At 46.0% G+C, this 12,507-nt stretch carries 11 protein-coding genes; 5 read left to right on the top strand and 6 right to left on the bottom strand.

Going from position 1 to position 12,507, the window contains the following annotated elements:
- Positions 1-143: 143 nt before the first annotated feature.
- Entirely contained in the window at positions 144-2,153 is a 2,010-nt protein-coding gene (locus ACK5NH_RS08245) for a cation:proton antiporter (RefSeq protein WP_416919106.1), read from the top strand.
- A 131-nt stretch (positions 2,154-2,284) separates the two neighbouring features.
- Here the strand turns inward: ACK5NH_RS08245 and fadE are convergent, their stop codons facing one another.
- On the bottom strand, positions 2,285-4,732 hold the full coding sequence (gene fadE / locus ACK5NH_RS08240) for an acyl-CoA dehydrogenase FadE (protein WP_416919104.1): 2,448 nt from the start codon (positions 4,730-4,732) through the stop codon (positions 2,285-2,287).
- 243 nt (positions 4,733-4,975) lie between these two features.
- Between fadE and ACK5NH_RS08235 the strand changes: the two genes are divergently transcribed.
- Positions 4,976-5,755 (top strand): class II glutamine amidotransferase, encoded by a 780-nt coding sequence (locus ACK5NH_RS08235; protein ID WP_416919102.1) that lies wholly within the window; start codon positions 4,976-4,978, stop codon positions 5,753-5,755.
- A gap of 165 nt (positions 5,756-5,920) precedes the next feature.
- Here the strand turns inward: ACK5NH_RS08235 and ACK5NH_RS08230 are convergent, their stop codons facing one another.
- Together ACK5NH_RS08230 and ACK5NH_RS08225 are read right to left on the bottom strand one after the other, a co-directional pair.
- A complete protein-coding gene (locus ACK5NH_RS08230; RefSeq protein WP_416919100.1) occupies positions 5,921-6,733 on the bottom strand; it encodes a DUF3108 domain-containing protein in 813 nt (270 codons plus the stop codon).
- A 130-nt stretch (positions 6,734-6,863) separates the two neighbouring features.
- Entirely contained in the window at positions 6,864-7,304 is a 441-nt protein-coding gene (locus ACK5NH_RS08225) for an MGMT family protein (RefSeq protein ID WP_416919162.1), read from the bottom strand.
- A 209-nt stretch (positions 7,305-7,513) separates the two neighbouring features.
- Between ACK5NH_RS08225 and def the strand changes: the two genes are divergently transcribed.
- The 3 genes from def (at position 7,514) to wrbA (ending at position 10,770) form a co-directional block, all read left to right on the top strand.
- Complete coding sequence (def, locus tag ACK5NH_RS08220; RefSeq protein WP_416919098.1) at positions 7,514-8,005, top strand: peptide deformylase; 492 nt, start codon at positions 7,514-7,516, stop codon at positions 8,003-8,005.
- A gap of 210 nt (positions 8,006-8,215) precedes the next feature.
- Positions 8,216-9,064, top strand: coding sequence for a rhombotarget lipoprotein (gene rhlP / locus ACK5NH_RS08215; RefSeq protein ID WP_416919096.1), 849 nt, complete (start codon positions 8,216-8,218; stop codon positions 9,062-9,064).
- Positions 9,065-10,170: 1,106 nt separating this feature from the next.
- Positions 10,171-10,770: an NAD(P)H:quinone oxidoreductase gene (gene wrbA, locus ACK5NH_RS08210; protein WP_416919094.1), complete on the top strand. Its 600-nt coding sequence runs from the start codon at positions 10,171-10,173 to the stop codon at positions 10,768-10,770.
- A 240-nt stretch (positions 10,771-11,010) separates the two neighbouring features.
- On the opposite strand, the gene ACK5NH_RS08205 is transcribed toward wrbA, so the two are convergent.
- The 3 genes from ACK5NH_RS08205 to ACK5NH_RS08195 all read right to left on the bottom strand — a co-directional run.
- A complete protein-coding gene (locus ACK5NH_RS08205; protein ID WP_416919092.1) occupies positions 11,011-11,154 on the bottom strand; it encodes a hypothetical protein in 144 nt (47 codons plus the stop codon).
- 168 nt (positions 11,155-11,322) lie between these two features.
- Positions 11,323-11,706, bottom strand: coding sequence for a VOC family protein (locus tag ACK5NH_RS08200; protein ID WP_416919090.1), 384 nt, complete (start codon positions 11,704-11,706; stop codon positions 11,323-11,325).
- Between the two features lie 118 nt (positions 11,707-11,824).
- Positions 11,825-12,507 (bottom strand): alpha amylase C-terminal domain-containing protein (locus tag ACK5NH_RS08195; RefSeq protein WP_416919088.1); only part of this gene is annotated, 683 nt, incomplete at its 5' end.

The following is a 12,507-nucleotide window of genomic DNA, read 5'->3' as shown; positions in this document are numbered from 1 at the left end:
TGAATATTCGCTGTCAATCGATATATTCGAGTTACAGAACTACATTTTTTACTGCTATTGTTATCACCAATAGTTCATTTTTCTGTATGAAAAAAGCGTGTTAGGTTAATACTGATCATTCCATGCCAACTAAAGGAAGTTATATGGTTGAAAAAATCACTGGGATGTTAGCACTGATTGGGGTGCTTTCGTTATTTTGTCAATGGGTTGGTTGGAAACTTAGGTTACCTGCAATTTTACCCTTATTACTCTGTGGTTTGCTGTTAGGCCCAGCATTTGGGGTGTTAAATCCGGATGCGATATTTGGAGATTTGCTGTTTCCCATCATTTCTCTCGGCGTTGCCGTCATCTTGTTTGAGGGCGCTTTGACCCTCAATTTTAAAGAGATTAAAGATCATGGCCGCATGGTGACTCACTTAGTGAGCATCGGCATGGTGATCACTTGGGCTTGCATCAGTGTCGCTACCTTTTATCTGTTGGATTTTAGCTGGGAAGTCGCACTGCTATTTGGTGCCTTAGTGGTGGTCACAGGCCCGACTGTGATTGTGCCTATGCTGCGCAGCGTAAGGCCTAAGTCGCAATTGGCGAGTATTTTGCGTTGGGAAGGGATTGTTATTGATCCCATTGGTGCACTGCTTGCAGTGTTAGTGTTTGAATATATTACGGTATCTAGCGACCAAACTAGCCATGTGCTCTATGCTTTAGGCTCTATGCTTACGCTGGGTTTAGGTCTTGGTGCTGTGTCGGGTTACTTAATCGGCCAAGTGATCCGCCACAATTTATTGCCCCATTATTTACGTAATACCGCAGTATTAACCCTTATGTTGGGGATCTTCGTCGGCTCAAACCTGCTGCAGGAAGAGTCGGGATTACTCACTGTTACTGTGATGGGGATTTGGCTGGCGAATATGCGTGGAGTTGATATTGCTGAAATCCTTGAGTTTAAAGAAACACTGACAGTACTGCTTATTTCCGCACTCTTTATCCTATTGGCCGCAAGACTCGATTCGAATGCCATGATGGATTTAGGTTGGGGCGGAGTAGGTGTACTGGCTGTCACTATGCTGATTGCGCGACCCTTTAGTATTTGGGTTTCAGGCATTGGAACATCATTATCTAAGGCCGATAAGTGGTTTTTATGCTGGATTGCCCCACGAGGGATTGTAGCTGCGGCCGTATCTTCGCTATTTGCAATCAAGCTTCAAGCCAATAATGTGCAGGGCGCCGATGCGATTGTGCCTTTAGTGTTTTTAATTATTATCGGCACTGTGGTGGTTCAAAGTTTAACGGCGGGTCGCTGGGCGAAATACCTTGGAGTGACATCGGAGTCGGCCCAAGGTCTATTAATTTTTGGCGCCTCAAAGTTTTCCCGTGAGCTGGCAAAAATTTTAAAGGCGAAGGATGTGAAAGTACTGCTAGCCGATAGCAACTGGGACAATATTCGCCTCGCGCGGATGGACAATATTCCGGTCTATTTTGGTAACCCAGCCTCGGAGCACGCTGAAACCTATATGGATTTAACTGGGATTGGCCGCGTGCTGATCATGTCGCCCTACAAGCAGTTAAACCCACTGGTGACCTTTTATTTTCAAGATGTGTTAGGTTCCAAAAAGGTCTTTGGTCTTAACAATGCCGAGCAAGGTAGCGCGCGTCACCAATTGTCAGAGTCTTACAAGCAGCGATTATGTCTCTTCGGTGATGCGGTTTCCTATGCCAAAATTGCCAGCCAAATGGCGAAAGGGGGACAGCTCAAAGTCACTAACTTAACTGAAAACTTTACCTTTGAGCATTTCCGTAAGCGTTACGGTGAAACTGCTTTACCGTTAGTGTATCTGACTAAAGAAGGCAAAGTCGTGATTGTTTCAGGCAATGATACCCAATTCCCTAATGGTATTGAGTTAATCAGCCTATTGCCCGTTGAAGCCCTTGAAGAAGCCAAAATCCAACAAGCGATTGCCGAGCAAGAGGCAATTGCCGCAGAGGCCAAAGCGGCGGAAGAAGCGGCACTTGCTAAAGCCAAGGCCGAAGAGGAAACTGAGCGTAAGAGGCTAGAGCAAGAAGAGCAAATTAAGGCGGCTGAACAATCGCAACCTGAGAGGGCGGCTGCACAAGACGCCATAGAAACTTCGGATGAATCGCTTGCTAAGGGTTAGCGAATTAGCCCAAGAGATAGCTAAAAGTTAGCTAAGCATTCGCTAAGAGATAAGCCCGTTTAGTCTGGCGCAGATAAAAAAGAGGCACTACATAGTCGTGCCTCTTTTGTTATTCGGATGGGACTTAGCGATTAAGCTGCACGTTCCTGTGACGTAGTGGCTACTGCTTCTGGGCGCAGCTCTACTGGGTCGAAGTCATCCACATTGATAGACTTCATACGGCCGATTTCGGCACGTTCCAGCAGTTGTACTTCGTTGTCGCTCAATACACCTAAGGCTTTACCTTCGGCGGCGACTTTATCTAACCACATGAAAGGTAAACGTTTGCCACTGGCCTTACAGACCTTGTCGAATAAAGGTTCGGCGGCCAGAATATCCTTCAGGGTTTGTTCCTGAATACCCACAGCATTGTGCTCAGAGTTAGTCCAGAACTGACCTTTACCTAAACGATCACGGCTTTCACAAGGCGTTTGCATGATCTTGGCCACTTTATGATCTAACACATCGCTTGGACGTTTCAGCGGACGACCGAATGGGAACATGATGGCGCGTAATACGCCGCCCAGACCCATAGGGAAGTTATCTAGTAAATCGTCTAATGAAGCCTGTAACTTGTACAGAGCATCTTCAACCGCCCATTGTACTAGTGGCAGATCGTCTGTTTGACGGCCTTCATCTTGGTAACGTTTTAAGGTTGCAGAAGCGAGGTATAGCTGGCTTAACAGATCGCCTAAGCGTGCAGAAATACGCTCTTTACGTTTTAAGTTACCACCTAAGGTTGCCATGGCTAAGTCTGACAGCAGGGCTAAGTTGGCACTGAAACGGTTCATATGTTGATAATAACGCTTGGTTTTATCTGAGTAAGGCGCGTTAGAGAAACGGCTTGATGTCAGACCTAACCAGAAGCTACGGACAAAGTTACTAGTCGCAAAACCAATGTGACCGAAGATGGCCGCATCGAAGTTGGCTAAGCCTTGGCCTGACTCAGTATCAAACGCTGACTCCATTTCGGCCAATACATAAGGATGACAACGGATTGCGCCTTGACCATAGATGATCATCGAACGTGTCAGGATGTTTGCGCCTTCAACTGTAATCGCAATTGGAGCCGCTTGATAGCCACGACCTAAGTAGTTGTTAGGGCCTAAGCACACACCTTTACCACCGTGGATATCCATGGCGTCGATAACGCATTTCTGCATACGATCGGTCAGGTGATATTTCACGATAGCCGAGATAACCGAAGGTTTTTCACCTAGGTCGATACCAGTGGTGGTTAATGAGGTCACTGCATCCATCAGGTAGGCGTTACCACCGATGCGTGCCATTGGCTCTTCAATCCCTTCCAACTTACCAATTGGCAGTTTGAATTGGCGACGAATACGCGCATAGGCACCCGTTGCGAGAGCGGCTGTTTTCACACCACCTGCAGAGTTTGATGGCAAAGTGATACCACGACCAACAGATAAACACTCAACCAGCATACGCCAGCCTTGGCCAGCCATTTTCGGACCACCGATGATAAAGCTTAATGGCACGAATACGTCTTTACCGCGGGTTGGACCGTTTTGGAACATACAGTTTAACGGGAAGTGACGACGACCTGTTTCAACGCCTTCAACGTCAGTTGGGATCAGCGCACAGGTAATACCTAATTCTTCTTTATCGCCTAACAGATGATCAGGGTCGCGCAGTTTAAACGCCAGACCTAATACAGTCGCAACCGGGGCTAGGGTGATATAACGCTTGTTCCAGGTTAAGCGCATACCTAAGACTTCTTCGCCTTCCCATTGACCTTTACACACAATACCAAAGTCAGGGATAGAACCCGCGTCGCTACCAGCCTCAGGGCTAGTTAACGCGAAACAAGGGACTTCTAAACCTTTGGCTAACCGTGGCAGGTAATAGTTTTGCTGCTCAGGCGTACCATAGTGTTGTAACAGTTCGCCAGGGCCTAAGGAGTTAGGTACACCTACAGTGGAGGCGAGTTCGCTACTTAAACCCGCAAGCTTTTGCAGCACGCGTGATTGGGCGTAGGCTGAGTACTCTAAACCGCCGTATTTTTTCTTGATGATCATGGCGAAGAAGCCGTGATCTTTCAGGTATTGCCATACTTCAGCAGGCAAATCAGCCAGTTGGTGTGATACTTTGTGTTGATTCACCATGCGGCATACTTCTTCAACTGGACCGTCTAAGAAGGCTTGCTCATCGGCACTTAAACGAGCGACAGGGTAGTTGTGGAGTTTTTTCCAGTTTGGGTTACCTGCAAACAGATCGGCTTCCCACCATGTGGTACCGGCTTCAATCGCTTCTTTTTCGGTAGAAGACATTTCGGGCATGATGCCTCGGTACATTTTCATCAGTGGGCGACTGATAACATTTTGTCTAAACGCACTGATATTGAGGGGTAGCGCGATCACCAGGAAGATAATCCAAGAGATAGGGCCGACAACATCGAGTGTCCATCCGGCTGTCATCACAACAGCGGCTGCAATAGTGGCAGTGAGCAAAGATACCCGAAGGTAAGCTAGGGCTCCTAGCACTAAGATCATGGCGATGATCCAAAGTAGGGTAGTCACTGTATTTCTCCTTAAGTATGACCGAGTGCCAATCACAGGTCATAACGAGTTTTGTTGATTGCGATCACAATTATAGTTTGTGGTCTGACCTGTGTCGCATAAAAGTTAAACCTAAGGGAGTTTTAATACAAGTATTTTTCAAACAATTGTTTAAATTTTTTGTCACCTTTGATCATTCCACAAATCTCATCAACTAGTTACAATGCAAAACCGTGGATATTTGGATAAAGATAGGCGAGAAATATGTGTGAGTTACTGGCGATGAGCGCCAATGTGCCAACCGATATTGTGTTTAGTTTTACCGGGTTAGCACAGCGTGGTGGCGTTACAGGGCCCCATGTCGACGGTTGGGGCATCACCTTTTATGAGGGTAAAGGTAGCCGTACTTTTAAGGATGCTTGCCCGAGTAGTGAGTCGCATATTGCCAAGCTTATCAAATCTTATCCGATTAAAAGTGAAGTGGTGATAAGCCACATTCGCCAAGCCAATCGCGGTTGTGTTTCCCTTGAAAATACCCATCCCTTTACCCGTGAATTGTGGGGCCGTTATTGGACCTATGCCCACAATGGTCAGTTAAGTGACTATCATGCGAAGTTTCAGGTGTCCCGCTATCAGAGTGTTGGTGATACCGACAGTGAGCTGGCTTTTTGCTGGATACTGGAACAGATCGCTGCCAAGTTTGGTGACCGTCGGCCCGAGGATATGCAAGCGGTGTTTCGCTTTGTTGCAACGCTGGCCGAACAAATCCGCGCCCTTGGGGTGTTTAATATGATCCTAAGCGATGGTGAATATCTAATGAGTTATTGCAGTAATAACCTTTGCTATATCACCCGCAGGGCGCCTTTTGGTAAGGCAAAATTAATTGATACCGATGTAGTGATTGATTTTAATAAAGAAACCACGCCACACGATGTAGTGACTGTTATCGCCACTCGGCCGCTCACCGAAAATGAAGACTGGCAGGTGATGCAGCCTGGCAATTGGAAGTTGTTCCGCTTAGGTGAGCTGCTTATCGATTTGTAATCGGGGCGTTGTCGCAGTCATTCCACTTTGACGGAATTAAATTAGAGACAAAAAGGCCAAACGGAGTCACTCACGTTTGGCCTTTTATGTTCTGTGCTGCGCTGTTACGGCATCTTAGCAACAGCACTCAATCCGTCTTAAACCAGCGATAACAGTGTATCAGGCTTAATTCGCGCCTGTGCCGAGGAGTTTAGGCACTTTCTGCTCCGTCGGAACTTCGGTTTCAATGGCAGCGGCTTCGACGGCAACGGGCACGACTTCAACTGGCACATCGTCGAAATGATAATTCAGCAGTTTGATATCCAGCTGTTTACTGCCTTTTTCAAAGTGCGTTAGACGAACGGGGAGGTAGGCTAAATCCGGAGCCATCCAGAAGAAAGTTTGGCGTTTATTATTGTCACGCACCACCTCAATTTTAACCGTATCGTAACTGCCACTCTCAATTGTCATCCGCTCCTTACCAATTACATGGAACTTATACTCATCGAGCTCGTTAGATTTTATCATCTTATAATCAAGCATTTCTTTACCGGCGCTGATATCGAGTCGAAACTGTAGCTGCACCATCAAAGGATCAAAGATATCGCCTTCGAAGGGGAATTTACCTTTTTCATCCTTATAACGGGTGTGGATCATCCCTTGCCCCTTGGCAAAGGCGGTTTGCTCGATAAAATTCGGGCCGACACCTTGGCGCTCATGCAAATAGCGCAGGGGTAGTAATTGATTGCCATCCTGGGCAAACTCACTCAGCACATGGCGCACATCGGTCAGTAATAACAGGCTAAGATCGCTGTCGAAGCGATATTTGTATATCCCATCCTCCATGGAGGGCAGTTGATACTTGGCCTTACCCAACTCAATATCACCATAATTAACTTGATATTCAGCAGTTTGAGGCGTTAAAGGCGTTGGCGCCGCCATCGCAAATACGCTGTGGGTGAGCGCGAGACTCACGAATAACGTTGGAATTGTGCGCAAGTAATGCTCCTTTATATCGCAAACAGATTACGGCTAACACTGTTTATCCCATTGGCTGACACTGCCAAGCTTAATTGTTTATAGCTGAGGCCATATCGGGTGTAAGCAGTTTATAGATCAATATTTTAAACTAGAAGGGGATTGACATCACTAAGGTTGCCATATCCGGTTGCCACTCAAACTCAGACAAGTCTACTTTGCCACAGTTCACTGTAACGCCTTCAATACGTAATAATTCCATCTGTTCCTGAAAGGGGACTGAATGCTTTTCGAAGGATATTTTCCCTTGGCTGTTGAGTACTCTATGCCAAGGAAGTGACAAATGTTCGGGGGCCGATTTGAGCGCCTTTGACACATAGCGAGCACGCCCGGGTAAACCAGCAAAATCGGCCACCTTGCCGTAACTGCTGACTTTACCTGGCGGGATCATCGCGACAATATGCCAAATCTTCGCCATCGGCGAGAGCTTGTTTTGTGTCTCTTGTGCGCTGTGCGTTTCGTCTGGCGTGATGGCCTTATCTTGCTCTAAGTAGCGATAAAGTGGAGATTTATCTTTTGCAAACCGCATGATGATGCCAAGTAAAACAGGATAGAGTTCGGCCAGTTTAGCGTTAAATGCAGGCCAAGTGAAACTGAGTCCTATTAGAACTGCTGGAATTTAAATCTAAAAAATCGATTGTAATGATTTTTATTAAACTATTTAGTTTTGAATATTGAGAAAACACAGGAATAGTTCATAATAGCGCCAAATTTTTTGACTCACTAAGAGATGAAACAGGCATGGCTGTACTCGATATTCTGAAAATTCCCGATGAGCGTTTAAAGCGCAAAGCACAACCCGTAAATGATATTGAAGCTATTCAGGGATTTATCGATGATTTAATCGAAACCATGTACCACACCGACGATGGTATTGGTCTGGCCTCGACCCAAGTGGGCAGCACAGATGCGGTGATTGTGATCGATTTATCCGAAACCCGTGACCAACCCTTAGTGCTGATTAATCCAGAGATTGTTGAAAAGTCTGGTGAATATGTGGGTGAAGAAGGCTGTCTTTCTATCCCAGGTTACCGCGCAAAAGTCACTCGTTTCGAAAAGGTCAAAGTCACTGCCTTAGACAGACAGGGCAAAGCGATTGAAATCGAAACCGATGACTTTTTAGCCATTGTTTTACAACACGAAATCGACCATTTACACGGTAAAGTGTTTATTGAACATCTATCGACATTAAAGCAGCAAATCGCGTTGAAAAAAGTGCGTAAATACGCCTAAGCAGATGAATTTGCGCGACTGATTGTCGTAATTATCTAAGTCAAAGCCGCATTCCGATGCGGCTTTGTTGTTTCTAGGCGCCTAAAAAGCCGAACAACAGTGCGATATGTGAAGTTAACGGCTTGTTTTTACAGTAGTGACTCGCTAAGGTAGCGGCAATAGGCTTAGGCGAAGTGGCCTTTGCGCAGTAAGGATACGGTAGGGAAACGAATGAAGACAAAATTCATAGGGCTTATGGGCGCGCTGGCATGGATTAGCATCTTGCTTGGTGGTTGCAGTGTTTTTTTTAACGGTAACACCACCGAAAAAAACGTTGTTTCCAGCAGTCTGGTTGAATATCTCTATCCCGACGATAAACCACGTGAGGCGCAGCAGCCCAGTATTCCGGTACTGCGTCTTCCCATCACGGTAGGCATCGCCTTTTTACCTTCCTCCCATTGGCAATCTGAAGCCCTCGATAGTAGCTCACAAATCGCCTTGCTGGATAAAGTCAAACAGTCTTTTGTGAAATACGACTTTATTGACCGTATCGAATTAATCCCCAGCACTTATCTTAAAAATGGCAAAGGTTTTAGTACCCTGCAGCAGATCGCCCGTTTACACGATGTCGATGTGATGGCGCTAGTGTCTTACGATCAACTGTTACAGAGCAGCGAGAATAAGGCTTCACTGCTTTATTGGACCATAGTCGGCATGTATATGGTGCCCGGCAATGAAAACGCGATCCAAACCTTTGTCGATACTGCGGTATTTGATATGCGCAGCCAAAAGATGCTGTTCAGAGCGCCCGGTATTAATCAACTTACTGACACGTCAACCGCGGTGAGCGTCACCAACGTGCTACGTGATAAATCCGCCGAAGGCTTTGAGCTGGCGGTAAACGATATGATAACTAACTTAGACGCTGAATTAGCCCGCTTTAAAACCCGCGTGAAAGAAGAACATATTGCGACCATAGAACATAAACAAGGTTATAGCGGCGGTGGCAGTTTATCTCTATTAATCCTCTCGCTATTGAGCATATTTGCGATTCGCCGTTTAACTATCTGCAGAGAATAGTTGAGTTGATTGGTTTGGGCTTATTTAGTGAGATAGGTAAGGTGAGATAAGGAAGGTGAGTTAGGATGATATTTATGCCGTTAAGAGCACTGTTGTTAAGAGCACTGTTGTCTTGATGGCAATCTTAACTAACCATGACGCGGTTAATTCTGCGAAAAGCTTTTGCCCCAAAAGCAAAATATGTTTGTCGTCAGGTGTGTAGGATGAATTGTCATTGTTTCCCCAGTGTCACGCCACCCCTTATTTTACAAAAATTATCCATGAGGGCTCGACGGTGGCATCTGCTGTACATGGATGTACAAATGCCGCGATCACATGGATGTGAAAGAGCGGCCATGCCGCCAACGGTCACTGTTGCAACAATGCCAATCTTAACGACCATTGAACTGTTCATCTGGCTAAAAGCTTTTTTGTCACAAAACGTGTTGTTTATTTCTTTAAAATTTACAGGCGACACCGATGCTAGGAAGGTGAGCTGTGGCGATTAGCGAGACGACCGTCCGCCCCATGGCCGCTCTTTGGCATCCATGCCATCGCGGCATTCTTGAATCCATTCGCATCAGACGGAGGGCAAGCATCCAAGGATGGACTTGCTGCGTGTCGATGAGCAAATATCATGGCTCACTATCTGTAGGGGGCAGCATGTTTGCAAGTTACTAAAATTTACCAATCTTTCAACGTATTACGTAGTTAGGGGGAATCATTACGAAAAACTCGGTGCTTTGCGATGAGCTTGCAGCACTTTTGACATGGGTGGCTCTATTCATCTGTAGCACTGCTGTATCCATCATTTTGAATTGCCGATTTTAAACAAGAAAAAAATACCTGCTAAAGATCCTTGTGGATTATTACTGCTATCTGTGCGGCCTATCAAAATGAACCTCTGCGGCATTACTGCCCCTTTTTAACGAACACTAAGGTGCAAATAAATCAAGCGGTACTAGACTATCATAATGCTGTCTTCCAGACCTGCTGATGATTTAAGTTGTACATCCAATATATTGATATGCAATTTAATATCCGTCATTAACGAAGTTGATGGACGTTAGATGTTCGGTTTGTTTTGCCCGCTTAAATGACAAACAAGTAATAAATGGAGGTATAGAATGACGAAGGTTTTAGTACTGTATTATTCAAGTTATGGCCATATAGAAACTATGGCCAGTGCCGTCGCAGAAGGTGCCGCTTCAGTTGATAATGTTGAAGTTACGATTAAGCGGGTACCCGAACTGGTACCTGAAGATATTGCTGAAAAATCTGGCATTAAATTAAACCAAAAAGCACCTATCGCAACCCCCGTAGAGCTAGCAGACTACGATGCTATCATTTTCGGTACACCAACACGATTCGGCAATATGGCCGCGCAGATGCGTAATTTTTTAGATCAAACAGGGGGATTGTGGGCCGGCGGTAAACTAATTGGTAAACTGGGGAGTGTATTTGTTTCTACTGGCACTGGTGGCGGTAATGAAACAACGACCCAATCTTTCCATACCACGTTATTCCATCACGGTATGGTCGTGGTTGGCTTACCTTATGCGGCTCCTGAGCTTGCGGATATCTCAGAGGTTAAGGGGGGATCGCCGTTAGGGGCCGCTTGTATCGCAGGGCCTGATGGAAGTCGGCAACCATCTGAAAAAGAACTGTCATTGGCAAAATTCCAAGGTAGGCATGTGGCAACTATTGCCTCGAAATTAGCAAAATAATCGTTTCGTGGGTGGTGTTATACACCACCCATTTCAATAAGAAACATAGCGTTTCGACTTATGTATTTTGTTCATCGCGTTGCAAGCTACCATTTTTCCTCATGATATCAGTTATTTAACAAAGCGTTGCTGGCGGATAAATTTGCTGCAGAATTAAGGTCAAGGCTCCAAAATCATATCCGAACGAAATAGGGCAGTGCGATGAGGGCGATGCCTATGGCGATAAGTAAAGCTAGATTGCTAACAAAATAGGGGTAAATCATCAGGGTGAGGCCAACGGCTAAAGGGATGGGGGGCGGCTTGACGCTTACCATAGGTGAAAAAGCCAAGGTCAAAGAGGCTAAAGACGAGACTCCATAACAATAAAGCTGGATTATCAAACACTTTTTATTCCTCTGCTATTTCTCAGCACACATTCATCCAATCCCGTTTGCCTATTCTCCATGGCATACAAGATCAGTAGAGTTATAGAGTCTAAGTCTAAATGCTCCTTGGCGTAATTAAGCTTTATTCATCTTATTCGCTGGGATGGTACAGCGCATTTAATCAGCGCTATAACTGATACAACTCTAAAGGTAAGCCATCGGGATCGCTAAAGAAGGTGAACTTTTTGCCTGTGTATTCGTCAATGCGGACGGGTTCGACGGCGATGTGATGGGCATTAAGATGGTCGATAGCGGTTTCAATCGATGCGACGCGAAAGGCGAGATGCCTAAGCCCGCAGGCTTCGGGATAGCTGGGGCGCTTGGGGGGATTGTCGAAGGAAAACAACTCGATTTGACTCTTATCGGGGAGTTGTAAATCGAGTTTGTAGGACTGGCGCGCCTCACGGTAATGCTCTGCAAGCACGCTAAGGCCAAGAATAGTCACATAAAAATGTTTGGACCTGTGATAGTCACTGCAAATAATCGCTGCATGGTGAATGCCGAGTAACATGGCTTGCCTCTGTACTGTTTAACTGATGTTTACGCTAGTGTGTTTTAAAAAAGCCAGAGTCACAACTAAGTGTGACTCTGGCGCTCACCTAAGATTTTTATCTTACTTCGCAAGCGGGCTAATGGACGAGTTCAAATATTGCGGAGGACAGAGGTGCAAGCTGCAACTGAACTTGTCCTTCACCTCGCTCGACGATTAACTGCGCCGTATGGTCTTCCAGTAAATCCTTAAGCGGATAGGTTGCATCGGTTAACTGCCATTGCGCAATCAAAGATTTGGGGAGTTTAAGGGAAAATGACTTGGTTTGGGTTTGACTAAAGTTACTGACAATAATCAGCTTTTGACCTTTGTTATCGGCGGTATGGGCCTCAAAGCGGACAAAGGCAAAGGTTGAGTCATCATAACCCGTTGCGCTGCCATTGATTGTCTTATTGCTAGTCTTTGCAGCCGATACCGCGCTGCGGTTAGTTTCATCCAGCGAGAAATATTGCCCTAAAAGCGCGGGCGCATTTTCCCCCGTGCTGAGGTTCAGCAGTTTTTGGTAATAGGTGCGCAGCGCAACTTCTGTGGCAGTTGATTGGCCGCCATCAAACTTACCTTGATTCATCCAGCGCTGATGGGCGGGGACGCCTGCATAATCAAAAATACTGGTGCGCGAAGCATGGCCAAAGCCTAGGTTTTGCGTCGCCGATTCTCCCACTTCTTGACCAAAATAAAGCAAGGTGGGTGATGTACTTAAGGTTGCTGACACCACCATTGCGGGCAGGGCGTAGCGGGGATCGACCGCATCTGTTGAGGTGT

It is taken from the genome of Shewanella sp. (assembly GCF_047975355.1).
GTDB lineage: Bacteria > Pseudomonadota > Gammaproteobacteria > Enterobacterales > Shewanellaceae > Shewanella.
The sequence above is the reverse complement of the archived record's forward strand: the minus strand, read 5'-3'. Positions and strand labels throughout refer to the sequence as shown.